The organism is Secundilactobacillus muriivasis, assembly GCF_054785195.1.
Map to the genome: position 1 here is coordinate 1 of NZ_BAABMI010000065.1, position 26,734 is coordinate 26,734.

The 26,734-nt window shown below is 46.0% G+C and carries 25 protein-coding genes; 5 read left to right on the forward strand and 20 right to left on the reverse strand.

The genetic code is table 11. The features are described 5' to 3' along the window. Window positions 1-197: 197 nt before the first annotated feature. The 10 genes from ACYVR3_RS13650 to rpsB all read right to left on the reverse strand — a co-directional run bounded on the left by ACYVR3_RS13650 (window position 198) and on the right by rpsB (window position 13,468). Window positions 198-4,529: a PolC-type DNA polymerase III gene (locus tag ACYVR3_RS13650; protein WP_461244700.1), complete on the reverse strand. Its 4,332-nt coding sequence runs from the start codon at window positions 4,527-4,529 to the stop codon at window positions 198-200. Window positions 4,530-4,717: 188 nt separating this feature from the next. Then, window positions 4,718-6,448, reverse strand: coding sequence for a proline--tRNA ligase (locus tag ACYVR3_RS13655; protein ID WP_057151720.1), 1,731 nt, complete (start codon window positions 6,446-6,448; stop codon window positions 4,718-4,720). 25 nt (window positions 6,449-6,473) lie between these two features. After that, complete coding sequence (gene rseP / locus ACYVR3_RS13660; protein ID WP_054733572.1) at window positions 6,474-7,748, reverse strand: RIP metalloprotease RseP; 1,275 nt, start codon at window positions 7,746-7,748, stop codon at window positions 6,474-6,476. Window positions 7,749-7,905: 157 nt separating this feature from the next. Further along, window positions 7,906-8,703 (reverse strand): phosphatidate cytidylyltransferase, encoded by a 798-nt coding sequence (locus ACYVR3_RS13665; protein ID WP_461244701.1) that lies wholly within the window; start codon window positions 8,701-8,703, stop codon window positions 7,906-7,908. Between the two features lie 23 nt (window positions 8,704-8,726). Beyond that, complete coding sequence (locus tag ACYVR3_RS13670; protein ID WP_461244702.1) at window positions 8,727-9,506, reverse strand: isoprenyl transferase; 780 nt, start codon at window positions 9,504-9,506, stop codon at window positions 8,727-8,729. Between the two features lie 107 nt (window positions 9,507-9,613). Further along, window positions 9,614-10,024, reverse strand: a complete 411-nt coding sequence (locus ACYVR3_RS13675) for a hypothetical protein (RefSeq protein ID WP_054733567.1) — start codon at window positions 10,022-10,024, stop codon at window positions 9,614-9,616. A 26-nt stretch (window positions 10,025-10,050) separates the two neighbouring features. Beyond that, entirely contained in the window at window positions 10,051-10,608 is a 558-nt protein-coding gene (frr, locus tag ACYVR3_RS13680; protein ID WP_082404970.1) for a ribosome recycling factor, read from the reverse strand. A 2-nt stretch (window positions 10,609-10,610) separates the two neighbouring features. Further along, window positions 10,611-11,333 carry a UMP kinase gene (pyrH, locus tag ACYVR3_RS13685; RefSeq protein ID WP_057151718.1) on the reverse strand — a complete coding sequence of 241 codons (723 nt, stop codon included), beginning with the start codon at window positions 11,331-11,333 and terminating at the stop codon, window positions 10,611-10,613. A gap of 358 nt (window positions 11,334-11,691) precedes the next feature. Then, window positions 11,692-12,573 carry a translation elongation factor Ts gene (tsf, locus tag ACYVR3_RS13690; RefSeq protein ID WP_461244703.1) on the reverse strand — a complete coding sequence of 294 codons (882 nt, stop codon included), beginning with the start codon at window positions 12,571-12,573 and terminating at the stop codon, window positions 11,692-11,694. 133 nt (window positions 12,574-12,706) lie between these two features. After that, the gene (gene rpsB, locus ACYVR3_RS13695) at window positions 12,707-13,468 is read right to left on the reverse strand and encodes a 30S ribosomal protein S2 (protein WP_461244704.1); all 762 of its coding nucleotides are present in this window, start codon (window positions 13,466-13,468) and stop codon (window positions 12,707-12,709) included. 235 nt (window positions 13,469-13,703) lie between these two features. On the opposite strand from rpsB, the gene ACYVR3_RS13700 reads away from it, so the two are divergent. The 3 genes from ACYVR3_RS13700 (at window position 13,704) to ACYVR3_RS13710 (ending at window position 15,718) form a co-directional block, all read left to right on the forward strand. Beyond that, entirely contained in the window at window positions 13,704-14,414 is a 711-nt protein-coding gene (locus ACYVR3_RS13700) for an HAD family hydrolase (RefSeq protein WP_057151716.1), read from the forward strand. Window positions 14,415-14,692: 278 nt separating this feature from the next. Continuing rightward, complete coding sequence (locus tag ACYVR3_RS13705; protein WP_461244705.1) at window positions 14,693-15,298, forward strand: DUF4352 domain-containing protein; 606 nt, start codon at window positions 14,693-14,695, stop codon at window positions 15,296-15,298. 57 nt (window positions 15,299-15,355) lie between these two features. Then, a complete protein-coding gene (locus tag ACYVR3_RS13710; protein ID WP_461244706.1) occupies window positions 15,356-15,718 on the forward strand; it encodes a hypothetical protein in 363 nt (120 codons plus the stop codon). 102 nt (window positions 15,719-15,820) lie between these two features. On the opposite strand, the gene ACYVR3_RS13715 is transcribed toward ACYVR3_RS13710, so the two are convergent. From ACYVR3_RS13715 to ACYVR3_RS13725, 3 genes are all read right to left on the reverse strand, one after another. Beyond that, on the reverse strand, window positions 15,821-16,819 hold the full coding sequence (locus ACYVR3_RS13715; RefSeq protein ID WP_057151714.1) for a D-2-hydroxyacid dehydrogenase: 999 nt from the start codon (window positions 16,817-16,819) through the stop codon (window positions 15,821-15,823). 120 nt (window positions 16,820-16,939) lie between these two features. Next, complete coding sequence (locus ACYVR3_RS13720) at window positions 16,940-17,227, reverse strand: GIY-YIG nuclease family protein (RefSeq protein WP_461244707.1); 288 nt, start codon at window positions 17,225-17,227, stop codon at window positions 16,940-16,942. Next, the gene (locus ACYVR3_RS13725) at window positions 17,217-18,008 is read right to left on the reverse strand and encodes a tRNA1(Val) (adenine(37)-N6)-methyltransferase (RefSeq protein WP_461244708.1); all 792 of its coding nucleotides are present in this window, start codon (window positions 18,006-18,008) and stop codon (window positions 17,217-17,219) included. Before ACYVR3_RS13725 ends, ACYVR3_RS13720 begins: the two co-directional genes overlap by 11 nt. A gap of 91 nt (window positions 18,009-18,099) precedes the next feature. Here ACYVR3_RS13725 and ACYVR3_RS13730 point away from each other — a divergent pair, with 91 nt between their 5' ends. Continuing rightward, a complete protein-coding gene (locus ACYVR3_RS13730; protein WP_461244709.1) occupies window positions 18,100-18,732 on the forward strand; it encodes a lysophospholipid acyltransferase family protein in 633 nt (210 codons plus the stop codon). Window positions 18,733-19,134: 402 nt separating this feature from the next. Here the strand turns inward: ACYVR3_RS13730 and ACYVR3_RS13735 are convergent, their stop codons facing one another. The 4 genes from ACYVR3_RS13735 to ACYVR3_RS13750 form a co-directional block, all read right to left on the reverse strand. Further along, window positions 19,135-20,928 carry an ABC transporter ATP-binding protein gene (locus ACYVR3_RS13735; protein WP_461244710.1) on the reverse strand — a complete coding sequence of 598 codons (1,794 nt, stop codon included), beginning with the start codon at window positions 20,926-20,928 and terminating at the stop codon, window positions 19,135-19,137. Beyond that, window positions 20,915-22,684 carry an ABC transporter ATP-binding protein gene (locus ACYVR3_RS13740; protein ID WP_461244711.1) on the reverse strand — a complete coding sequence of 590 codons (1,770 nt, stop codon included), beginning with the start codon at window positions 22,682-22,684 and terminating at the stop codon, window positions 20,915-20,917. The genes ACYVR3_RS13735 and ACYVR3_RS13740 overlap by 14 nt, the downstream gene beginning before the upstream one ends. A gap of 372 nt (window positions 22,685-23,056) precedes the next feature. Then, entirely contained in the window at window positions 23,057-23,284 is a 228-nt protein-coding gene (locus tag ACYVR3_RS13745; protein WP_054733542.1) for a YneF family protein, read from the reverse strand. A gap of 94 nt (window positions 23,285-23,378) precedes the next feature. Then, a complete protein-coding gene (locus ACYVR3_RS13750) occupies window positions 23,379-23,624 on the reverse strand; it encodes a DUF896 domain-containing protein (RefSeq protein WP_054733538.1) in 246 nt (81 codons plus the stop codon). Between the two features lie 140 nt (window positions 23,625-23,764). On the opposite strand from ACYVR3_RS13750, the gene lexA reads away from it, so the two are divergent. Next, the gene (gene lexA / locus ACYVR3_RS13755; protein ID WP_057151711.1) at window positions 23,765-24,394 is read left to right on the forward strand and encodes a transcriptional repressor LexA; all 630 of its coding nucleotides are present in this window, start codon (window positions 23,765-23,767) and stop codon (window positions 24,392-24,394) included. A 96-nt stretch (window positions 24,395-24,490) separates the two neighbouring features. Here lexA and ACYVR3_RS13760 read toward each other — a convergent pair whose 3' ends face one another. From ACYVR3_RS13760 to ACYVR3_RS13770, 3 genes are all read right to left on the reverse strand, one after another. Continuing rightward, window positions 24,491-24,721: a helix-turn-helix domain-containing protein gene (locus tag ACYVR3_RS13760; protein ID WP_461244712.1), complete on the reverse strand. Its 231-nt coding sequence runs from the start codon at window positions 24,719-24,721 to the stop codon at window positions 24,491-24,493. Between the two features lie 18 nt (window positions 24,722-24,739). Further along, window positions 24,740-25,312 carry a DUF2975 domain-containing protein gene (locus ACYVR3_RS13765; protein WP_461244713.1) on the reverse strand — a complete coding sequence of 191 codons (573 nt, stop codon included), beginning with the start codon at window positions 25,310-25,312 and terminating at the stop codon, window positions 24,740-24,742. Window positions 25,313-25,501: 189 nt separating this feature from the next. Further along, window positions 25,502-26,734: hydroxymethylglutaryl-CoA synthase (locus ACYVR3_RS13770; RefSeq protein WP_461244714.1), on the reverse strand; the 1,233-nt coding region annotated here is incomplete at its 5' end.

A 26,734-nucleotide genomic window follows, 5' to 3' on the forward strand; every position in this document is an offset into this window, starting at 1 on the left:
TTCATGGTTGGCACATTTCAAATAATTAGACTTAATATCCTAATTATTTGAAATTGGGGCTTGCTTATAGTAGAAAACGTGCGAAAACACGCAGGTCCCGGCCATATAAGGGCAAGGGCCCCTGCGAACTCCAAAAACCGGAGTTCACAGGGGCCCTTGCCCTTATATTCTGGGACCTAAACGCGTATTTTCGCACTCTACATCATATCAAACAAACTCAACTGATTCTCATCCGGTAACCCTTCAAGAACCCCATTGTCCGTCATGAATTCGATCAATGTCTTAGATACTTTCCCACGTTTAGCCAAATCTTCTTTTGACAGGAATGGCTTGTCTTCACGCGCGGCCACGATTTGCTTGGCCACGTTCAAACCTAAACCTGGTGCTGAGTTGAACGGTGCGATCAACGTATCGCCATCGATCAGCCATTCATTGGCAACTGATTTTTCAATGTCGATCATCTTAAACTTAAAGCCCCGTTCCAGCATTTCGTTCGCCAATTCCAAAACCGTTAACAGGTTCTTTTCCTTGGTTGACGCGTCCATTCCTTCGTCGTTGATTTCCTTCATCTTCGCCTTAACCGATTCCTTACCACGTGACATGGCAACGACATCAAAGTCTTCAGCTCGAACTGAGAAATACGCGGCGTAGTAAACCATTGGGAAGTAAACCTTAAAGTACGCTACCCGCAGCGCCATCAAAATGTAAGCTGCCGCATGGGCCCGTGGGAACATGTACTTGATCTTCAAACAAGAATCAATGTACCAATCCGGCACTTCGGCTTCCTTCATTTTATCCTGCCACTCGTCTGGAATCCCACGGCCCTTCCGCACGTGTTCCATGATTTGGAAGGCAATTTCGGAATCCATGCCCCAGTGGATCAAGTCGGTCATGATGTTATCACGGCAACCAATCACGTTAGCAATCGTAGCAGTCCCGTTCTTGATCAACTCTTCGGCGTTACCTAACCACACATCAGTCCCGTGAGATAGGCCGGAAATTTGGAGCAGTTCCGAATAGTTACTTGGGTGGGTTTCTTCCAACATGCCTCGAACAAACCGCGTCCCAAATTCAGGCACACCAAGCGTCCCGGTCTTTGATTGAATCTGTTCCGGCGTCACGTTCAGCGACTCCGTTCCGGAAAACAGCGCCATGACCCCCGGATCATCCATTGGAATCGTCTGGGGATCGATTCCGCTCAAATCTTGGAGCATCCGGATCATCGTGGGATCATCATGTCCCAGAATATCGATCTTCAAGATGTTGTCATGGATCGAGTGGAAATCGAAGTGGGTCGTTTGCCAAGCGGCATTTTGATCATCAGCTGGATACTGGATCGGCGTAAAATCGTAAATCTCCATATAGTCGGGCACAACAATGATCCCCGCCGGATGTTGGCCAGTGGTCCGCTTAACACCGGTAGCGCCTTTAGCCAGCCGGTCAATTTCGGCATTACGGAAGTTTGATTCCGTATCCCGTTCGTAGGCCTTCACGTACCCGTACGCAGTTTTATCCGCCACGGTACCAATCGTTCCGGCTCGGTACACGTTCTTTTCACCAAACAACACCTTGGTGTAATTGTGGGCGATTGGTTGGTAGTCCCCTGAGAAGTTCAAATCAATATCGGGCACCTTGTTTCCAGTAAAGCCCAAGAACGTTTCGAACGGAATATCGTGACCGTCACCAATCATCAGCGTGCCACACTCTGGACAGTTCTTTTCGGGAAGGTCAAATCCAGAGCTATATTCACCCTTCGTAAAGAACTCTGAGTGCTGACAGTTTGGACACCGGTAATGTGGTGGCAGCGGATTCACTTCGGTAATCCCGGTCATCGTTGCCACTAAACTAGAACCAACGGACCCCCGAGACCCAACCAAGTACCCGTCTTTGTTACTCTTGTGCACTAACCGTTGCGCAATCAGGTAGATCACGGAGAACCCGTTCCCAATGATACTCTTGAGTTCTCGATCCAATCGGTGTTGCACGATCTCTGGTAACGGATCACCGTACCACTCGTGAGCGGTGTTGATCGTCCGTTCCCGGATTTCGTCTTCGGCACCTTCCATTCGCGGCGTGTACAGCTTATCCTTCAGTGGATGGACTTCTTCAATCTTGTCCGCAATCAGGTGTGTATTGGTGACCACTAATTTTTTAGCTGTTTCAGCCCCCAAAAAGTCGTAATCAGCCAATAGTTCATCAGTGGTTCTAAAATGCACGTCTGGTAATTCCTGACGGTTCAACGGGTTAGCCCCACCTTGCGAATGAATCAAGATTTTACGATAAATTGAATCGTGTTCATCCAAGTAGTGGGTGTCACCAGTGACGACGACTGGTTTATCCAAATCATCGCCTAATTTAACCATATTGGCTAAGATTTCTTGCAGGTTTTTCTTGTTTTGAATCAAACCGCTGTCGATCAATGGTTTGTAGGCCGCCGTTGGTTGTACTTCCAGATAATCGAAGAACTTGGCCTTTTGACGCGCCTCAGCATAACCCTTTTGCATCATCGCGGTAAATACTTCACCGGAATCACACGCTGAGCCGATCAAGAGTCCTTCGCGGTATTTTTCCAACAAGCTCCGTGGTACCCGTGGTACCCGGTAGAAATACTTGACGTTGGACATCGACACCAGCTTAAACAGATTCTTCAACCCTTCTTGCGTCTGCGCCAAAATGATGGCGTGAGATGGCCGAGCGTGCTTATAAGCATCGTTATCGCTCATATGATCATTCAGCTGGTCATGATACTGAATCTGATAGCGTTCCTCAGCATCCTTCAAAAAAATGTAGTTCAAATGGCCGGTTGATTCCGCATCATAAACCGCCCGGTGATGGTGTTCCAAGGCCACGTGGAACTTCTTGGCCAACGTATTTAACCGGTACCCTTTCAACGTTGGGTACAAGAACCGCGCCAACGTCAAGGTATCAATAATCGGATTCGACACTTCTGGTAGGTCATAACGCCGATAACCAGCGTTCATGAACCCAATATCAAACGTCACGTTATGCCCAACGATAATCGCGTCACCGTAAAAGTCCCGGAACAGTTCAAAGACTTCCTTTTCGGACTTCGAACCGCGCACCATATCATCCGTAATACTCGTCAATTCAGTTGTTTGATCTGATAGGTGGAAGCCAGGATCAATGAATTCCTCGAATTGATCAATGACTTCCTTCCCCTGCATCTTCACCGCTGAAAGTTCAATTACTCGGTCATAGATTGCGGACAACCCAGTCGTTTCAACGTCAAAGATCACGTAGGTGGCACCCTCCAATTGACGATGCTCACTGTTATACCCAATTGGCACACCGTCATCAACGAGGTTGGCTTCAACCCCATAAATGATTTTCACATCGTTTTTTTGACCAGCAGCGAATGCTTCCGGGAAGCCCTGAACGCCGGCGTGATCAGTGATGGCAATTGCATCTTGGCCCCACTTTTTAGCCCGTTTCACGTAATCAGTGATTGAATTGGTGGCATCCATGGTACTCATTGAGGTGTGTAAATGCAGTTCAACCCGTTTCTCGCCTTCAGGAGCCGTATCTTGACGCGTTTGAACTTTAATCTGGTTGATATCATAAGCGTTCAGCACGAGATCCCGCATAAAGTTATCCTCTTGGACACTCCCACGAACCTTGATCCAATCGCCTTCATTCAACCCATCGAATTGCGCTTCATCGCCATCATCCCGAGAGAACTTTTTAACCACGATTGATGAGGTATAGTCGGTGATTTCAAGAATCATCAGCTTTCGGCCAGACCGTAAGTCCCGAATTTCTTTACTGAAGACGTACCCTTGAACGATAACGGACTTTTCCTCTTCTTCAATGGCGATCAACTGCATCACATCATTGTCGTCTTTAATCTTCCGACCAATGACAGTTGGGCCATTCGGAATGGCTTTACCGCCCTGTTTTTCACGTTTTTCGTTGGCAACTTTCAAGGCCGCAACCGCTTTTTGAGCCATTTCAGCATCGTGTTGGGCCTTTTGTTGCTTGAATTCATTAATTTTTTGCTGTGAAGCCGATTCATCAACCATGGTGTGAATCGAAAACTTCGGAAAACCATACGTGGTGTACTGGTTTTCGATTGGTCCCAGTGCTTGATTCACCAAAAAGTTTTTAACGACCTCGTTTTCGGCCATAAAAATAACCCGGTCATCCTCTAAGCGTGGAACTTGATCCCGACAGAGTTCTTGAACCAATGGTGAGTTCAAGCCACTGTGTTGCACGACCCAGTTCCAATAATCACCAATCAGACGATTGCTTAGTTCCGATTGTACCGTCTCAATTTCAAAATCAACTTGCGCAATGGCCTGAAAGGCATTGTGTAGTTGTCCCTGAAACGTTAAAAACGTTTGAAATGGCAAAATTGCCGGCAACTTAAACTTAAAGTGCCACCGCTTAGACTGGGCGTGAACCGTTAATTGTTCAAGCTCAGCGCCTTGGAACACAGACTGATCGGTGTCACCCGGCAGCTGCAACTGTGTCAATAATTTTTCAAATAATTGCTGGTGATCTAACGCCACACCAAGTTGCCCCCTTCATTGTTGGTCGACTCAATTAAACTCAATTGCGTTGACCATCACACACTAACCGGCATCACTGTCGGTTAACGTGCAACGCCTAAAGTCTCTAAAATGGGCCCGAGACAAAACAATTGTTTTGTTTTCGGACCCATCTCAAACTTACTTATCAATCAAATTGTAACGATCCCCTAGGCATTCGCTTCGGTTTCGTTATCAGAACCCTTTAATAAAATTGCAACCGTGTTTTGAACTTCGTCAACCTTGACTTCAACGGTTTCACCAGTCTTACGGATCTTAATTTCAACGATCCCATCGGCAGCCTTCTTACCAACCGTGATTCGAACTGGTAACCCAATCAAATCAGAATCAGCAAACTTAACACCGGCGCGTTCTTTACGGTCATCTAGTAAGACCTTGTAACCCGCAGCAGTTAACTGTTCATCAAGTTGATCTGCAACAGCGACTTGTGTGTCATCCTTCGTGTTCACTGGGATCACGTGCAAGTCAAATGGTGCGATGGCTTGTGGCCAAACCAGACCATTTTCATCGGCTTGTTGTTCGGCAATTGCAGACAATAACCGGCTAACCCCGATGCCGTATGAGCCCATGATCACTGGGACACTCCGACCATTTTCGTCAAGGACCTTCGCATCCAGAGATTCCGAATAACGAGTTCCCAGCTTAAAGATGTGACCGATTTCGATCCCACGGGTAAATTGCAATGTCCCGGTACCGTCTGGCGATACATCACCTTCTTGAACCGTCCGCAAGTCAACGAAGGCGTTCACGTTGAAATCACGTTCAGCGTTGACGTTGATGTAATGGAAGCCATCTTCGTTCGCACCACAAACGGCGTTGACCATATCTTGAACGTATTGGTCAGCTAAGATCGTGACGTCATCACTAACACCAACTGGTCCTAAGGCGCCAAATGATGCACCAAGGTATTTAACAGCTTCGTCATTGGTTGCTGGGGCCAAGAAATCTGCTGACAAGTAGTTCTTCAACTTCACTTCGTTTAATTCGTGGTCGCCACGAACTAAGGCCAAAACAGGCTTTTCGTCCGCAATGTACAGTAAGCTCTTGATCAGCTTAGTGGCATCGATGTCCAACTTTTCTGAAACGGCATCAATGGTCTTGGCGTCACCAGTTGCCACTTTTTCAAGGTCAGCTTGAGCGGCGTGCGATTTCTTTGGCACGTACAAGCTCGTTGCCATTTCCAAGTTAGCAGCGTAATCTGAGGCGTCTGAGTAAACAATGGTATCTTCACCAACGGGCGCAATCGCAGAGAATTCCTTCGAATCCTTACCACCCATGGCACCAGCGTCACCAATAATCGTCCGGTAGTTCAAACCAATCCGATCAAAGACGTTGCGGTAAGCAGATTCCATCTTTCGGTAAACGTCATCTAGATCATCATAGTTCGTTGAGAATGAATAAGCATCCTTCATCACGAATTCCCGACCACGTAACAACCCGTAGCGGGGCCGTTCTTCATCCCGATACTTCGCTTGAATCTGATACAAGGTCAATGGTAACTTCTTGTATGATTTGATGTTATCGCGAATCAACGTTGTAAAGGTTTCTTCGTGGGTTGGGCCCAAGATAAAGTCCGTATCATGACGGTTCTTGAACTTGAACAAAGTTGGCCCGTAAGTATCATACCGGCCTGAATCCTTCCAAAGTTGAGCTGGAAGAACGGCTGGGACGACCATTTCAACGGCGTCAATTTTTTCCATTTCTTCACGAATAATCGTTTCAATGTTGGTTAACACCCGAAAAGCCAGTGGTAAGTAAGCGTACATGCCGGCAGTCACCTGACGAATGTAGCCACCACGGAGCATCATTTTGTGACTTAACGCTTCGGCGTCACTTGGAACCTCTTTCAACGTGGGAATAAGCATCTTTGATTGTTTCATTCTCGATAAAACTCCTTTAGTTTACTTATTTTATAAAGTATCGTTCGATATCATTCCATGTCACTAGTAACATTAAGACTACCAAAAAGACGACCCCAACTAAGGTAATGGCAGTTTCAACGTTTTCTGACAATGGCTTGCGTCGAATACCTTCAATCACATTAAGTAATATTTTACCACCATCTAGGGCAGGAATTGGTAATAAATTAACAATTCCCAAGTTTAGCGACAGAAAGGCTAGGAAGTTTAAGACCCCAGCCAGCCCTTCCGAGGTTGCCGTTGACGTGGTTGCAAAGATGGCAACTGGCCCGCCCAAATCATTTAAACTAAAGTGACCGGAAACCATACTCCAAATAGCTGTGAGTAATCGAACCGTCATCTGCCAAGTTTGCGTGAAGCCTGAAACCAGCATGGCTGGCAACGAATGGTCGCGATACTGCGTGATGCCGATGGCCCCCACGGTTTTATTTTCAACCTTTTTGGCCTTTGGCGTTAAGGTCAACTGCTTGGTTTTACCATTGCGGTCAACCGTCACCTGTGTCTTTTGGTTAGCGCGTTTTTGAATTTGACCCGACAAGGTTGCCCAATCGGTAACCTTTTTACCAGCAACGGCGGTAATCACATCGCCGTTTTTAAGGCCGGCATCCCGTGCAACCGTAACATCGGTGCTCATTGGGGCCACCCGGTTACTATTATTGGTCACGCCACCAATCACGAAGGTCAGCACCGTGTACACAACAATGGCCAGGATAAAGTTATTCATCGGCCCGGCAAAGTTCGTCATCAACCGATGGCCCAGACTTGCCGATTGAAATTGAACGTCCTTTGGGGCAATTCGAACTTCAGTCCCGTCCTTTTCGATCACCGTTGCATTGTGAGCAACGGCGTACCGTTTGACCTCGGATTCATCCCCGTTCTCATACCCTTCGATCCAGAGTTCATCCTCAAGATCAGTTGCCGTAACGGACAAGGGCACCCCGTTAAATAACGTGGTCTTTTGACTGGTATTGATCCGAGTGACCTGATTATCTTCACCAATGTAAAGGCTGACCGGAGTCCCCGGTTTTAACTCATCCTCGTCATCGTCACCACCGGCCATCCGGACGTAGCCTCCAACGGGCAGCAACCGCAATGTGTAGGTCGTTTCGGACGTGCGATAGTTAAATAGCTTCGGTCCCATTCCAATTGAAAATTCTCGGACTAAGATCCCAGCCCGCTTCGCAAAGTAAAAGTGCCCAAATTCGTGAATGAACACGATCAGGCCAAACACGATGATAAAGGTAATAATGGTCGTTATCACAAGCGTCGATCCTTCCGTAATTATAATTATGCGACTCTCGACACGGACATTATCTGCGCAAGAGCGACACCAACGAGGCTGCCAACAACGTCTCTTAACCGGCAGTCATCACCTTGGCGTCAACTTACCCGATTACCAATTTGACAACTGATCTTGGTTAAATAAACCCGAATAAGTGCAAGGCTGGCAGTACCAATAACAAACTATCGAATCGATCTAAGATGCCACCGTGCCCAGGTAAGATTTTACCAGAATCTTTAACACCATAGTACCGTTTCAAGGCAGATTCAACTAAATCGCCTAATTGACCGATAACTGATAATCCAATTGTGAATAGTACCGTCGTCAGCAATGACTTGTCCCCTTGAGGGAAGAAGTAGCAGTAAATGCCGACAATGATCGTTGCAACCACTGTTCCGCCAATCGAGCCTTCCCAAGTTTTGTTGGGACTGATGTGTGGCGCTAATTTATGCCGACCTAATTTACGGCCAATCATGTAGGCGCCACTATCGGTGATCCAAACGATCAATAGTGCAAAGAACAATGATGCGAGTCCTTGACTACCCGTGCCCCGGGCAACGATAAAGTAGTGGAACCCAAATCCGATGTACATCACGCCTAACGTTAATACTGCGGCATCATCAAACGAGAACCGGTTCTTTGAGAAAACCGTGTAGATCATCAGTAAAATGACTACGATGTAAACGATGAACGCAAAACTAAGGTGCCGTGGCAACAATGCTTGCCAATAATCTGGCAAAATCACTAACAGCACTGCGATTCCCGATAAAAAGGCCTCCCAAGATACAATTAACTTTTTGCGCATGACTAATAACTCTGATAACGCCACTAACCCTAATACAGCCGCTGCTAATTCAACCCAGATACCACCCGCAATAATAATTGGGATGAAAATGATGAGGGCAACAACTGCAGTAATGACCCGTTGTCTCATAGTTTGAACTCCTTTTCCCCTAGTTACTTATTTGTTAATCCACCAAACCGCCGCTTCCGGTGTTGATATTCATAAACTGCTTCAGCCAGCAACGCTGGTGTAAATTCAGGCCAGTGTGGCCCCATGAAAATAAATTCACTGTAGGCAATTTGCCACAGCAAGAAGTTAGAGAGTCGCTTTTCACCCGACGTTCGAATCACAACTTCCGGATCAGCATACTCACCGAGTGGTGCGGTCATTAGTCGTGAACTAATCAGGTCATCATCGACATCTTCAGCCGATAAGTTACCGGCTGTTGCATCGGCCACAATTGATTGAACCGCCGTCGTAATTTCAGCCCGACCACCGTAGTTTAACGCAAAGTTCAACACCATGCCGGTGCAATCCTTGGTTTGTTCAATTGCGCGGTTTACAGCGTCCTGTGTAAACTTGGGTAATTGATCCACGTAACCCATCACGTTCACCCGAACGTTGTGGGCAATCAAATCCGGCACAAACGTATCAAAAAAATCGACCGGTAACTTCATTAAATAGTTTACTTCATCTTTTGGCCGTTTCCAATTTTCAGTGGAAAAAGCATACAACGTCAGCACCTTAATACCAAGGTCGCTGGCAGCTGCAGTGATGACTTTAACCGTATCCATTCCCTGCTTATGTCCAGCAACTCGGGGCAAATGCCGCTGTTGCGCCCAACGACCGTTACCATCCATAATAATCGCGACGTGCGTGGGAATATGATCAGGATCTAGTTCCAGGTCGGCTGGAATAGCTGCCTGATCCTTTTTATTTAACCAAGAAAACACGATGGCACCTCCAAATTAACTTTACAAAACTTCATCATACCAAAAAACAGAGTTGGCGACTATCCCCAACTCTGTTTGACCGTTAATATTTAACAGAATCTCAATGGTTACTCGAGTAAGCGCCACTCGCCCCGGTTAGCATCAGCCAACGTATTAAAATACTGAAGTAAGTTGTTGGCGTCTTCTGGGCTAACTTCGCCAAGCATATTCAACCCTTCACCGGTTGGAATTGGTTCACTTAGATCCGTGATATCTGATTCATTTTCAATCGTGGCCTTTGAAAAGGCAACGATCCAGTCTTCCCCAATTAACTGCGTAATAATGAAGAAGAGATTAAAGTTGTCATCCACGTATGCGGGTTGTGAAAAGACACCGTCTTCGATTTCTTGAAGTTCGTTTCCGTTATAGTTCAACACGGGAAGACTTTCAGCGGTAGGGGCGTTCGTTAACTTAAACACCATTTTACCGAATTCGGGAGTTCCGGGCGTAATTTCTACTTGTTCATCATCGTTTGCCATGCCTGAGACCTTCCTTTACTTACAGATTAACCTGCAATGATTTCTTGTTCTTTTTCGTCAGTTAACTGATCGATGTCCTTGATGGCCTTGTCGGTCACTTTTTGCACGTCTTTTTCCAAACCGTGCAAGTCATCATCCGTAAAGTCACCGTTCTTGTGGCCCTTCTTCAAAGCGTCCATGGCTTCACGCCGGACGTTACGAACAGCCACTTTGCCACCTTCAGCAACGCCACGAACCTGCTTAGCAAGTTCCTTACGACGTTCTTCAGTTAATTGTGGCACAACCAACCGAATGGCAGAACCATCGTTGGCTGGGGTGATGCCTAAATCAGATTCGAGGATGCCCTTTTCAACGTCTTGTAAGGCAGACTTGTCAAATGGGGTCACCAAGATCACCCGCGGTTCAGGCACCGTAATGGCTGCCACTTGGTTGATTGGCGTTTCAACGCCGTAGTATTCAACCGTCACCCGAGTTAACAGGCTAGCGTTGGCCCGGCCAGCCCGAATGGTACCGAATTCACGACTCAGTGCTTGTTCGGCCTTCTTCATCTTTGTTTGTGCTTCAGTAATAATTGGATTTGCCACGATTATTTCCCCCTTACCGTTGTGCCGATGTCATCACCGAGCACAACCTTCTTAATGTTACCTGGTTTATTCAAGTTGAACACGACCAATGGAATATCGTTATCCATCGACAACGTACTTGCCGTTGAATCCATGACGTGCAACCCTTTGTTAATAATGTCCATGTGCGTCAACGTGTCGAACTTAACGGCACTTGAATCAACGTTAGGATCAGCGGAGTAAACCCCGTCAACCCCATTCTTAGCCATCAAAATGGCATCGGCGTTGATTTCAGCAGCCCGTAATGCGGCAGTCGTATCCGTTGAGAAGTAAGGACTGCCAGTCCCACCGGCGAAAATGACGACGCGTTCTTTTTCCAAGTGACGCATTGCCTTCCGACGAATGTATGGTTCTGCGATTGCCCGCATCTCAATTGAGGTTTGAACCCGGGTTGGTACCCCTAATGATTCTAAGTTATCTTGGAGGGCCAAGGCGTTCATGATGGTCCCTAACATGCCAATGTAATCGGCTTGCGCGCGTTCCATGCCCATTTGAGCACCAGATTCGCCACGCCACATGTTACCGCCACCAACAACGATCCCAATCTGAAGACCTAAGTCAAAAACATCTTTAATTTCCTTAGCCACTGTTTTAATAACTGGTGGGTGAATCCCAAATCCTTGGTCACCTGCTAATGCTTCGCCACTTAGCTTAAGAACGACGCGTTTGTATTTTAAGTCCGACATTGTGAGCCTCCTATTAGTTTCCTGGTTTGATTCTATCACGAACTGATAATCACTGTGAAGATTATCGGTCCAAATGGCTGAACAACTTGGTTGATTTTACCAAATTTTTAGGAACAGCGCGCTTTCAGTTACGCACGCTATCTAACTAAGGCCCGTTCTGGCCCGATCGATTAGCCGATCATCGTTGATCACCACGGAACAACAGTGATTAGACTGCATACAACTATTATACCAAAAGAACCCCGGGATTGTTGGCCGAAACCGAATCTTTCGTTCAAAACTGACCGGGGCCTTGAGTCGGAATGATTGCATAAAAAAAGATGTACTCAAAAACGTACATCTTTTAAAATGCGACGGATTAACCGTTGATTTGACTGTTAACTTCGTCTTGGAAGTCTTTAACTTCAACTTCGATACCTTCACCAACTTCGTAGCGAACAAAGGACTTCAACTTGCCACCCTTTGAAGCAACGTATTGGCTAACGGTTTGGTCAGAGTCCATAACGAATTCTTGGTCAGCCAAGCTAATTTCTGACAAGAACTTCCGGAGACGACCTTCGACCATCTTTTCAACGATCTTTTCAGGCTTGCCTTCGTTCAAGGCTTCCTTCTTCAAGACTTCGCGTTCGTGATCCAAACGTTCTGCTGGAATATCATCACGAGAAACGAATTCTGGGTTAACGGCTGCAACGTGCATTGCAACGTTCTTAGCAGTTGCTTCATCAGCACCTTCTAAGACAACCAAGGCAGCAATTTGGCCACCGTTGTGTAAGTAGGCACCGAATGAATCGCCGTCTGCCTTTTCAACAACTGCGAAGCGACGAAGTGACGTGTGTTCTGAAGTCACTTGCGTTTGTTCGATGATCAAATCAGCGATGCTTTGACCGGCATCGTTCTTCAATTGAAGCGCAGCGTCAACATCAGCTGGCTTGTTAGCTGCAATCAAATCAGTGATCGTGTTAACCAACGTCTTGAAACGATCGTTAGTTGCAACGAAGTCAGTTTCAGAGTTAACTTCAGTAATGGCTGCGACGTTACCGTTAACGGCGATTTGTGCTAAACCGTTAGCTGCGACGTTGCCGCTCTTCTTTTCAGCTTTAGCGATACCCTTTTCACGTAAAAAGTCGACTGCTTTTTCCATGTCACCGTCAGTTGCGACGAGGGCTTTCTTTGCGTCCATCATACCGACGCTGGTCTTATCACGAAGTTCTTTGACTAATTTTGCAGTAATGCTTGCCATTGTATGGCCTCCTTAAATTATGCTGTTTCAATCACCAAAGCAAAAGGCTGGCCCAAAAATATCAGGCCTCGCGGGTCCACATTTTCAAGCCAGCCTAGCACTGATGGTCTTTAACTTATGGTAAGTGTTTTAACTATTCAGCAGCGTTGTCGTTTGAAGCATCGTCGCCTTCAGCAGTTGCGTTTGCAGCAGCGGCTTGTTCGGCTTCGTCTTTACCCTGACGGCCTTCGATAACGGCATCAGCCATCTTGCTTGTGATCAAGCGAACGGCACGGATAGCGTCATCGTTAGAAGGGATGATAACATCGATATCATCGGGATCAGTGTTGGTATCAACCATCGCTACGATTGGGATGTTCAACTTTTGAGCTTCCTTAACCGCGATTTGTTCCTTGCGAGGGTCAACAACAAACATAACGTCAGGCAACTTAGGCATATCTTCGATACCGCCTAAGAAACGTTCGAGCTTATCAGTTTGCTTCTTAAGTAATGAAACTTCCTTCTTAGGCAAACGATCAAAAGTACCGTCTTCAGCCATCTTCTTCAGATCCTTCAAACGCTTGATCCGAGTTTGGATGGTGTTCCAGTTAGTCAAGGTCCCACCTAACCAACGGTGGTTAACGAAGTATTGACCGGCACGAGTTGCTTCTTCAGCAATTGAGTCTTGTGCTTGCTTCTTAGTCCCAACGAAGAGAACAACGGCACCCTTAGATGCTTCGTCCTTAACGAAGTTGTAAGCATTGTCAATCAACTTAACCGTCTTTTGTAAGTCGATGATGTAGATCCCGTTACGTTCAGTAAAGATGTATTCCTTCATCTTTGGGTTCCAACGACGAGTTTGGTGACCGAAGTGGACACCTGCTTCAAGTAATTGTTTCATTGTAATAACAGCCATGAAATAGCCTCCATAAAAGTTTTTTCCTCCTCTGAGTTCGACTACCAGGAGAACTCTTGCGAGCACTGCTCTTGGTATTGCCCAGAGTGTGAATTGTGGCGATATGCCGTCAAATAGTATACCTGTTTTTAAACTGGTTATCAACCCTCAACAAGGGGCATTTGCAAAAAAAGTTGTGATTAATGTTACATTTGTGTTACAATACTCTTCGCAGAACTGCGAGGAGGAACCAACTATGATCAAAGCCATCGTTTTTGATCTTGACGATACTCTATATGATCAACAGCAACCGTTCCAGCAGGCGCTTGATTCCGTATGGAACGCGCCAACGGTACCTAGCCACGTTGTCGCGGACTTATTCAACACGTTCAAGCGGCTAACGGATCAGGTGACGCATATTGAGACTTCCAATATCAGCCACGCCGCTGAGGCCTTAAATCAGGTGCTTAAACAGCACGCTTTACCTGCTTTGACCCCTTCAGTATGGACGGCATTTTGGGAACGTTATCAACAAGAAATGACTCACATTGACCTTTTTTCAGAGATTCGGCACCATTTATCACTGCTTAAGGACCATTACGAACTTGGTATCATTACCAACGGTCCAGCTGAACGCCAATCTGAAAAGGCCTTACAACTTGATTTACACCACTGGTTTAAACGGGCCAACATGGTGATTTCAGACGAAGTCGGTTTGAAAAAACCTGATGCGCGCATTTTTACCTACTTCAACCGGATGTTGAACTTGCAGGCTAACGAAGTGGTCTACATTGGCGACAACTTTTTGACTGACATGGTCGGCGCCAAACAAGCCGGCTGGCACGCCTTTTGGTTTAACCACCGCCAGTTAGAATTGCCTAACCAAGACTACATTCCGGATCAAACGGTCGAAACGCCGGAGGAGCTTGCAGAGTTGTTGCAGGCGATGTCGGTGACGACTTATTAGATGATTTCTGATATGAACAAAAAGGCTTCACGAATTTGAGCAAATTCGTGAGGTTTTTTTGTTTTTTATTCCAAAATATAACGAAACTTGACCAACTTAGCCAATCTGAAACAAGGGAAAACACTTACCTATTCACTGTTCCGACTATCCTTAAATCGCGTCCAATTAATTGATAATTATCAATTAATTCCGTACAATTACCCCGCCATCGCCATATAGTAAAAACGCATTGATTGACACTTTAATTTCAGCACACTCGTCTAAAAGGAGGTTATGTAATGACTAAGCTTTCACTGATTACAATTCTATTATCACTCTTTTTGACCGGCTGTAGTGTCCCAACATCCAAAAGTTCATCTCAAACGTCGTCCTCTTCGGTAACAGTTAGCACTTCGTCGTCAGATTCTGCATCTTCAAAATCTGATACTTCAGAATCGAGCACAACAGCGTCTGACACTGATGAAACTATCGCAGTCACTCCCGTTGATGAAGTGGCTTCAATCGGTAATATGCGTTATCTAGTCAGTCGGCAATCCCACACCAAAAGTCTTGGCAATTATCAGGCTAATGGCACCTACCTCGTTTTGATCATCGGCGCCAGAAATGATAGCTCAAAAGCGGTTATCGTTGATACAACCGCCTTTAAAATCATCGATAATGGCGATACCTACTCGGCTAGTTCATTCATTACACTTCTTGTAAACCAAGCCGATGACGATGCATCTAACCATTCATTTTTTCTTGAACAATTGAATCCAAACCAATCCATGGCTGGTTACGTGATTTTTGATGTGCCGACAGAGGTGGCATCATCAGACACTAAACAGCTTCTCATCACAAATACCTTTGGTGATTATCAATCTGGGCTTCTCAATTTAGAATAACCTACGTCCAATAACTGATTGACGCGAAAAGCTGACACACCCTTGGAGGTGACCAACGTGAAGAAAAGAAGTTTAGCCCTTACCAGCGGCATCGTCGGTCTAGCAGGTGGCATTATTTTGATTTTTGGGTTTTGGTTTGTAGTTGGCGGTGCTTACAGTGATTCAACTAACAACACCACTAATATCGCACTGGGTACTGCAGGTGGTCTAATGATACTAAAAATTGCGATTTTGATTCTTGGCATCATCGCAACAATCTACTATAAAAGTGACTCACGAGTTGGTGTTGCGCCCAGCGTTTTATTAATTATCGGTGGTGCGATTGCTTTAATTCCGCTTCTCGGCTGGGTTGGCGGGATCATTTCCGTGGTTGGCGGCGCACTTTTTCTTGGAAAATTAAAGAATTTCAACCCGGCATAAACATCAAAAACATATCGTTTCTTAGACAACAAAAATCACGACCATTATCAAAAATAACGGTCGTGATTTTTTTAGTCAAAAGTAACTTTCGGTTAGCAAAAATTAATCGAACTTAACTTCGCTTTCGTCAGTACCCTTTTCAATTAAGTTAACGTTGCTGGTCAAGGCAAATTGAGTCATGTTCTTGGCAGCAGTCTTAGTGTAGAACGCGATGTGTGGCGTTACCAAGACGTTTTCGCGCTTGATCAAGTTCTTCAAACGTTCGTCTGGAATAGCATCGAAGCTACCAAAGTCCGTGTTGAAGATCCCAACTTCGTTTTCGTAAACGTCAAGGGCAGCACCGCCAACCTTGCCTGAATCCAAAGCACGGATCAAAGCGTCAGTGTCAATCAAGGCACCACGAGCAGGGTTCAAGATGAACACGCCATCCTTCATCTTGCTGAAGGCGTCGTCATCAAGCATGTGTTCGTTTTCCTTCGTAGCTGGGGAGTGCAATGAGATAACGTCAGCTTGGGCGTATAATTCGTCCAAGGTATCAACGTAGATGCCTTCCTTTTCCAATTCTGGGTTGTGGAAGATATCGTAAGCAACGATCTTAGCACCGAAGCCCTTGTAGATGTTGATGGCTTTACGGCCGATCCGGCCAGTAGCAATCACACCAACAGTCATTTGGTCTAATTCATCAGCGATATCCGGAGCCCAACGTAAGTCACCGTTAGCAATCTTACGATCGAACGTGTTCGTCCGACGAAGAAGACGCATCAATTGAGTGGCCGTTAATTCAGCGATAGCGTTTGGTGAATATGCAGGTACGTTAGTCACTTTGATGCCGTTACGCTTGATAGCGTCTGCATCAATGTTATCAACACCAACGTTACGCAATGATAGTGACTTGATACCGAAGCTAGCTAACTTGTCCAATACTTCAGCAGTGTATGGCTTTTGTTGGTATACAACAGCACCATCATACCCCTTAGCTTGATCAACAGTTGTTTCGTCTAATAATTCGGCAACTGCCTTAACTTCGATACCCTTTTCCTCTGACCATTGGTCTAGGTAAGGCTTTTCATCGTCACGAATACCATATGCAATAATTTTCACAATTGTTTCCTCCATTTCGCGAATCTGTTATTATACTAGCACGTTTTAACCTCATTGATAAGCGTTTCCAGCAAATATTACAAAAAATGTGCAGAAAAACACAACTTTCACCGAATCGCACTATAAATCCAACGTGATACCATGTTCGGCCAAATACGCGAGCTTACGCTTACGGGACTGATGTTTAAACGCGTACTCCGCTTTCAATGCCGCCGTTTTAGTTGGAAAAGTTTCATAATACACAAGTTTTAACGGGTGACGCTGCTTAACTCGCGTATACTTAGCGCCCCGCCCCGCTTCGTGCTGTTTGAATCGACGATAAACATCCGTTGAATAGCCACCATATAACGTCTTATCCGCACATAATAACACGTAAAAGTAAAACTTTTCCTCTGAATCACTCACCATAGAGCATCTTCTTTACTGACGCAGAATACTCACCGCTTTCATCGTACGTCATCAATGATGGCAGCACTTTCAACCCCGTTGCTTTGCCATCTTTGATTGCCTCAACCAACACAATGTTAGCATCTCGCCCAGCTTTAGGGTAAACAAATTGGACTCGTTTCACGGCCAATCGGTGTTCCCCCATCAGCGTTGCCAATTCTAAGAAGCGGTCTGGGCGGTGGACAAAGTAAGCTTTACCGTTCATTTTCAACAAATCACTCGTCACCTGAATCGTCGTTTCGAGCGTTGTCTTGATTTCGTGTCGGGCAATCGCCAAATAAGGGTTGGGATTTTTACGGCTATCGGGTTCATCCGCAAAATACGGTGGGTTGCAAACCACTACATCGACACTATCCTTGTCAATTTGTTCCGTAATGGTGGCAAGATCTTGTTGATAGACCGTAATTTGGTCAGTTAACTCATTCAACGCGATTGAGCGCCGCGCCATGTCCGCCAACCGTGGTTGTAATTCGACCATCGCAATCTTTCCCCGGGTTCGGTGCGCCATAAACAGGCCCACTGCCCCATTTCCGGAACAGAGATCTACCATTCGGCCGGTCGACTTGACTGGCGGCTTCGCAAAATGCGCCAGTAATACCGCGTCCAGTGAGAACGAGAAAACTTGACTACTTTGAATAATTTGAATATCTTGACTGTACAACTGGTCGATCCGTTCACCAGCTTGTAATTCGGGAGTCGGCAAATTATCACCCATTTCATTGATGTTTAGTGCATTTATCATTATAATGGCAAGAGTTCGCTATCACGAACGACCAGACTACGTTTCAAATGCAATTAGTATTATACATCTTTAAGTTAAGAGAGGTTATCAGATGTTTTATTCGTTTATTCGTGTCGTCGTGCGTATCATTTTATTCTTAGTCAATGGCAACGCCCATTACGAGAATACCGACCGGCTACCTGAAGGCAATTACATCCTTGTGGGCCCCCACCGAACCTGGTTTGACCCCATCTACTACGCAGTGGCGGCCAGTCCCAAAAAATTTAGTTTTATGGCTAAAATCGAACTTTTTAAAAATCCCATTTTGAGATACATTCTCAAACACGCAAATGCGTTTCCGGTTAACCGGGATAATCCTGGTCCATCCGCAATCAAAACGCCCGTCCGCTTGCTTAAAAAGAGCGACTTGTCCCTCATCATGTTTCCATCTGGGACTCGTCACTCGCAAGATTTAAAGGGTGGCGTTGCCGTTATCGCCAAGTTATCCAAGGTGCCAATTGTGCCCACCGTCTATCAAGGGCCATTGACGTTCAAACAGCTTTTCACACGGAAACCCGTTACCGTTTCATTTGGCGAACCCTTCTACGTTGACCCCAAACTCAAACTTGACGAAACCGGCTTCAAGCAGATCGAACAACAGATGCAGGCTGGATTTGATCGACTGGACAAAGAGATTGATCCTGAGTTCCATTATGTGGATACGCCTGATGAAGTGAAACATTAAGTCATCAATTGATACAACTAAACAGGGCACCAACTCGTTGCAAACTTGCAATGAGCTGGTGCCCTGTTTTTGGTTACGCTTTGCACAACAGTACGCGATGCAATATGCGGTGTTATTTTTAAGAATCAAACTGGATGTGCTTTTTCTGTCCGCTAGCCTAAACGCGCGAAATCAGGCAGAAGGTTGCATGTAAGGGGACAGCCACAGGGCTAAAAAACACTGTCCTGCTATTTCAGAGCATGATGCTGGACGTGTTTTTTCTGTACTCTAGCCTAAACGCGTGAAATCAGGCAGAAGGTTGCATGTAAGGGACGCCCCGTCAAAAGCACCCCAAACCCGGGTGCTTTTGACGGGGCGTCCCTTACACTCCACCTTCTAAGCGCCTGATTTCACGCTCTCTCCTTAATCCAAATGCGCACTATTCTGCAACTGAATCATATCGTAATACGTCCCTCGTTGCGCCATTAACTCATCGTTGGTGCCCCGTTCAATAATTTGGCCGCGTGATAGCACCAAAATCAAGTCCGCATTTTGAATCGTTGACAATCGATGCGCGACCGCAATTGTTGTTCGGCCCGCCTGTAATTTTGCCAGACTGGTTTGAATCGTTTGTTCCGTTTCCGTATCAATATTGGCCGTAGCTTCGTCCAATATGAGTACTTTTGGATCCGTTACCACGGTTCGTGCAAATGAAATCAGTTGACGTTGACCGCTCGAGTAACCACTCCCGCGTTCAACTACCCGTGAGTCGTAGCCACGTGGCAGTGCTTCGATCATCTTATCCGCACTGACGAATTTGGCCGCAGCTCGAACTTGTCGGTCCGAGATTTTTTGATCAAACATCCGAATGTTGGACGCCACTGTTCCGTAAAACAGGAAGGGCTCTTGCAATACCAGCCCGAACTTTTGGCGCAATTCTGCCATTGAATAGGTTCGAATATCTTGATCGTCAATCAAAACCCGACCGGACTGAAATTCATAAAACCGCATCAACACGTTAATGATGGACGTCTTACCACTCCCGGTTTCACCAACTAGCGCTACGGTCTGTCCCGGCTTTGCCACAAACGAAACATCTTTTAAGATTGGCGTTTCACCATCATAGGAAAACGACACGTGTTGAAATTCAATTTTTCCAGCCGTCACCGTTCGACCCGCAACCGGCGTTTGTTGTGGTGCAGCAGTCTCATCCGCCATCAACGCCATCACCCGTGATCCAGACACAATACCATCTTGGAAATCACTCAAGTTATCCATCATCGAGGTCATTGGGTTATACAAATTGTCCAGGTAAGTGACAAACGCATACACCATCCCAGCCGGCACAAAGCTTGCCATGCCGCGAATACCAAGCAAGCCAAGTACCACGACTACCCCGAGTGCGTAAAGTAAATTAATCAGCGGACTCAAGAGTAAGGCGTTGACCCGAATCATCGCCTTCCGGGCAGTGAAATAGTTGCCGTTCGTTTCTTCAAACGCTGCATTCATCCGTTTTTCCTGCCGAAACTGTTGAATCACGTTAACTCCGGTAATTGCTTCAGCCAAGCGGGCATTTAACTCACTCAGACGTTCACGCATGTGCCGGTAAATTTTGGAACTATAACGCTGATAGTACCACACTACGACCGCCAAAATGGGTAGAAAGAGAAGCAACCAGCCAGCAATTCTAACGTCCAATAACAACATCGCAACCACGGACGACACCACCGAGAAGAACGCCACGACTAAACTGCTAAATAACTGCCAAAACGTCGTAAACGACATCGTATCATTCGTTAACCGCGATAGGATCGAACCACCAGGCACTTGGTCAAAATACCGCATGCCTAAGCGGTGCAATTTTCGAAAAAGTTGTCGCCGGACACTTTCCAGCATATACTCAGCGCCCATGCTGTACAGATAAGCTTGACTAAACTGCATCACCGCTTTGATCACCATTGCAAACAGGTAAAGCCCCGCAAAGAACCACATGATCTGCAAGTCCGCGCGACCAACCTTTAAGTAACTATCCATATAGACTCGAATAATCATTGGTAGCAAGATATTAACGACGCTAATCAAGGCCGCTAAAACGATTGCGCTCGTAAAGTATTTCCAATACGGACGGGCGTAACGAATCAATTGGCCGATAATCTGCATCTGTTGCTTAATTGGCATACTCTTCGCCCATACTGATTGTTTTTCAGTTGTTTTCATCGTCAGCTCGCCTCCCTTGCTGAACCTTCGTTTCCAGTGCTTGTCGATCAAACATCTGCCGGTACCAACCATTTTGAGCCATTAACTCATCATGCGTCCCCCGTTCAGCGATGCCACCTGCATCCAGCACGAGAATTTCATCCGCTTGCATCACCGAGCTTAACCGGTGGGCTGCAATGATCGTCGTTTTCTGATGTCGATCAGCGTGTAAGTTGGACAAAATGCGACTTTCAGTTTCCGCATCGACCGCAGATAACGCGTCATCTAAAATCAATAATTCTGGGTCGATCAACAACGCCCGCGCAATCGCAAGTCGTTGCCGTTGACCACCAGAAAGCGACACTCCTTCTTCACCAACCAGTGTGTCGTAGCCTGCTTCAAAGTGGCTGATTTGATCCGTCAACCCACTCATCGCAACGGCTTCGTCAACCTCAGCTTGAGTGGCATCCGGTTTCGCAAACGTAATGTTGTCCCGAACTGATGCTGAGAATAAAAAGCCATCCTGAGGCACGTACCCAACGGCCGGCAAATACGCATCTAACCGATAATCCAAAATATCGGTCTTACCGTACTGAATCGTCCCCTGATACCGTTCAAATTGCCGAAGTAATAATCGCATGATTGTCGTCTTACCAGCACCGACACGACCAACAATTCCAAGTGTTTTTCCTGCCGCCAATGAGAAGTTAACGTTGTGCAGTGCCACCGCTGAATCATCCGGATAGTGAAACTCGGTAACGTCAAATTGCAACGTCCCACTTGGCCGCGTTGTCACGCCATCTGGTTGATCGATCACCTGTGACTTTTCATTGATCAACCGCATTACCCGGTCATAACTAGCATTGCCACGTTCCATCGTGTTAAACAGCATCCCGACCGCAAAAATCGGCCAAATCATCATGGCAAGGTAAGTCGTAAATGATACTAAGTTGCCAATTGTGATCACCTGCTGCATCACTAACGAGCCACCCAAAACGATGGTCGCCATGTAAGCCAGCGCGATAATCAACGTGGTGATTGGATCAAACAGCGCATCAAGCCGATTGACCCGGCGATTAACGTTTATCGTTTCATCTACCTGGGCTTCAAAGTCGTCAATGTCTTCTTGTTCCTGACCCAGACTCTTGATCACCTTGACCCCACTGATACTCTCCTGGGCTTTATTATTGAGCCGTGAAAACGCTGCTTGAGAATCACGAAAAGCGACGTTAATCTTTTGGCCCAGATAAAACGCCATGACCGCTAACAACGGAAATGGCAGAACAGCAATCAACGTCAACCGCCAATTGATCAACGTCATCATCGCAATCAACGTCGTCCCACCCGTAATAATGGAATCCGCAAATTGTAAAATACCGCCACCGGCCACCCGCTGAATCGCCTGAAGGTCATTAGTTGCCCGAGCCATCAAATCCCCGGTTCGGTACCGCTGATAAAAAGATTGATCCAATTGCATGTAATGACCAAATAAGCGTTGTCGCAACGTTTGTTCCAATTTAGCGGCTGCACCCCAAATGGCGGTCCGCCACATATATCGTGAACCGTACTGACCAAAACCCGCAATCAACAATAGACTCAGATTCCAAATTAATGACTGACTCGTTAAGCGTTGATCGTGGATCAAATCCACAACGACCCCAATGACTCGCGGCGGAATAATGGCAAACAGGGCTGTTAGCAACAGCCCCAGTAGCCCGAATAAATAAGTTCGCCACTCAGCCCGAAAGTACCAGCCAAGTTTCTTAAAAATGCTCATGATGTCCCTCCCTTGTCATCGTGGCTTTTAACCGTTCAAAAACACAGAAACGTTACAATATTAACACAATTGGTGAAGATGTCTAATAAAAGGCGTTGGGTAGCTTTGAACGAATCGAGTTCTGGTGGCATGGCGTTCAGTCTGTATATATATATATCCGCCTCAGCATTCTTTCATGCTCGTTGCTGTCCTCGAGCCTAAACGAGTTCCGAAGGGCAGAGCGCTGCACGTAAGGGTAACCCAACAGAAAGCCGAAAACTCACGACTTTCTGTTGGGTTACCCTTACGCTCCGCGCTCTAACCGCCCTTCTCCACTCTCTGCACAAAAAAGAGACCCCCGATTACTCGAGCGTCTCCCGCACCGCACACCGACTATTTTTTGTCTGGTGTTTGTTGCCGCATACTGTTCATCATCTGATGAAGCTTCTTTTCAGATGGGCGTTGTCCCATCTGCATCATCATCAGGCGTAATTGATCTTCGTTAATTGGTGGGTTTTCACGGATGTACTTTTCCATGTACCGACGGGCACCAAAAAAGCCCAGCGCTAAACCGGCCAGCAACGCAACAATCACGATTAAGATCCAAATTGGTGTTGACAAGCGGATGTGCCTCCTTTTTTCTAACTTCCATTAAACAATATTACACAATTCCACGGTAAATGAAAAGGTAATCTGACGGAATCATTCAAAAAGACTAATCACGCAAGCCCTTTTTTCGTTGAACATCTTGAACCTTTTTAGGGGTAATTTCTTTCCCCGCCTTATCGAACACCTGAACCATTTCAATTTGACTCCGGAAACTCTCCCGGAATTTTTCCAAATAACGGTGGCGTAAATCCTTGCGTTCAATCTCTTCTAATTCAGACAAGCCTTCAGCCTTAGCTTTATGGGCCAGTTCGTTAATTCGCTTAATTAATTTTTGCATCTCAGCATCTGCCATTTTTATCACTCCTCATTTGCAAATCACATTTTAGCAGATTACACCCAAAAGAACAACGAATCAACCCGAACAGGTGTTTGAAATTTTGAGCAACCTATGCTATGATGGGGCTATAAATCAACCATCGTCGAGGTGAATCCATGACAAAAGCATCAGATTCAAAACAACTTGCGATTTTGCAATATATCTATGACCAGACTCAGGCTCATGGCTATCCGCCAACCGTTCGGGAAATCGGCGAAGCCGTTGGTCTTAGTTCAACCTCAACCGTTCACGGCCACATTGCGCGATTGGCTAAAAAAGGATACCTCATTAAGGATCCTACTAAGCCTCGCGCACTAGAGGTAACACCACTTGGTACTGAAACGTTGGGCATCGTTACAACGCCAACTAAGATTCCGGTTTTAGGGACGGTTACCGCCGGCGAACCCATTTTAGCGGTTCAAGAAGCCGTTGATTACTTCCCCGTTCCTGATGGCTTAGTTGAAGAAGCTAACGAGTTGTTCATGCTGACCATCCGTGGTGAAAGTATGATCAACGCCGGCATTTTGACTGGTGACAAGGTCATCGTTAAAAAGCAGCACACTGCTGAGAACGGTGAAATCGTTATTGCCATGACCGAAGATAATGAAGCGACTTGCAAACGATTCTATAAGGAAGATCATTACTACCGGCTACAACCGGAAAATGACACCATGGCGCCCATTATCTTGAATCAGGTTACCATTTTAGGTAAGGTGATTGGTCTTTATCGGGATGATATCGCTTAAGAAGTCGCGACTCGCGACTTTTTTATTGCTTTCAAAAGCCCCACAAACGTCATCAACAACGTTTGTGGGGCTTTTTGTCACATGAACAAACAACGGTTAATCATCCTGATCCGTAGTAGCTGGCCCATCCGCAACGTACCGGATCAGATCACCTGGTTGGCAATCAAGGACTTCACAAATTTTCGCTAACGTACTAAATCGAATTGCTTTTGCCTTCCCATTCTTTAAAATCGAAATATTAGCGGGTGTAATCCCGACTAATTTGGCAAGCCGGCCCGTCGTCATATTCCGTTTGGCCATCATCACGTTCAATTCAACTTGTATCATCGCCCAATCACTTTCCTTCTAGATGATCAATTCTGATTCTTCTTTCAGCGCCACTGCTCGTTGATAAATATAATAAACTAAGCCGATAATAACAAGCATGACCAAATCCTGCAACGGATCATTCCAATCAACCGGATACGTACTATTGACCCGATGAAGATCCGTTTTAATTAACTGGTTGGCGGTTGCGACAAATCCATCACTAAACACCGCAATCACTTGTGCGATCACGATTCGTTTCAGTTGTTTCACGTTGTCACTAACAAAATATTGTTTTTTAACCAGGTTCCCCAACAACTGAAGACCTGCCCAAACCATCATCAGACCGGCAATAACGCTCAACGCTGACCCAACTGCCATTAACACCCCGTACACGCCGCTTGGAAAATTAGCGATTGCGCTGCTTGAAACGTGTGTATGATGCAAAACCACTAGATACTCACTATCCGTTACAATACTTTTCGCAACGTTACTGCCAAAACCATCGATCAAAAATCCAATTGGTACCACTAACCCCAAAACTAAGCCAAAAAGCGCCAGATACATCAAAAACGATAACACATTAACCCCAAACTTTAACATTTTCGGCATAATCCCCTACGCCTCCTCTTTTAATAGCTCAACTATATCATATCGTTTTTCGATAATCAATTATTGAATATCGATATTTTTGATTTGTTTTGCAATAAATCAACACGATTAAGTCAAATAAAAAAGCCCGAAACCGCCTAATTAAGCGATGACGAGCTTTAATACTGACTGATTTACTAAAACATGCAACTAACCGCGATCCAGATACTGCCGCTGGTCATGCTTGATTCCAGTTAGTACAAACCGCGACACATCACGACTTGTATCTAACAAAATATCATGGTCTGGCAATGTTTCGGCAAAAATTTGTTCATATTCCGCAACACTCAACCGTTGGCGTTGCGTCAACGCGGTCTCAATTCGTGCCTTGGACGCCACATCGGGCAACGATTGTGTCAGTGTCCCACTAAAGAATTCACCCTCGGCACCTGAGCCGTAACTGAATAAACCAATGCGATCCCCGGCCTGCAAGTCGCTATTATCGAATAGTGACCGTAGACTTAAATAAAGCGACCCCGTGTACAAATTCCCAACTTGCCGGTTATACACCCGACTCGCTTCGAATTGCGTTAATAACTCAGCTTGTTGCGCTTCATCAGCTTGTGGCAACACCGCCCGCAACGCCTTCAACCCCATTTTGGTAAATGGTAAGTGGAAAGTCAATGCTTTGAAGTCTGCAATCGTTCGTTGACTTTGTTGACAATAGTCCGCAAACACCGCTTTAAAGAAATCAATGTAGATATTTTCGGAGTAGCGACCATCAACTAGCGCTTCTGTTCGGTATAATGGCCGCCAGAAATCCATGATGTCTTCTGACCGAAAACTGGTGACGTCATCTAAGGCTAATAAGCGTGGTTCCGCACTCACCAACATAGCAACCGCACCGCCGCCCTGGGTCACTTCGCCGGGTGTTTTGATGCCGTAACGCGCGATATCAGCCCCAATCACCAAAACTTGTTTATTTGGATGGAGCGTGACGTAATCTTTAGCCATCTGGAGCCCTGCCGTTGCCCCGTAGCAGGCTTGTTTGAGTTCGATTGCGCGTAACTGATCCGGTAACCCCAGCAATCGTTTCAGGTAAATCGCAGCCGATTTAGAATGGTCGATCCCGGACTCAGTCCCAAACAGGATCATCGCAATTTGGTCGCGATTACTGTCATCAATAATCTGGCTCGCAGCATCCGCTGCCATGGTCACCACGTCCTGAGTGATTGGAACAACTGCCTGCTGACTTTGCCCGATGCCAATCAGATACTTATTCGGATCTTCATCCCGAGCCTGAGCCAGATCCGTTAAATCTACGTACATTGCTGGCGATGAAAAGGCCAGCTGGTCAATACCAATTTTCATTAAAATATTGGGCGAGATACCCACGTTTTCAAACGTGGGAGGAAAGCCCGCCACTCCTCTTTTCTGTAAAAT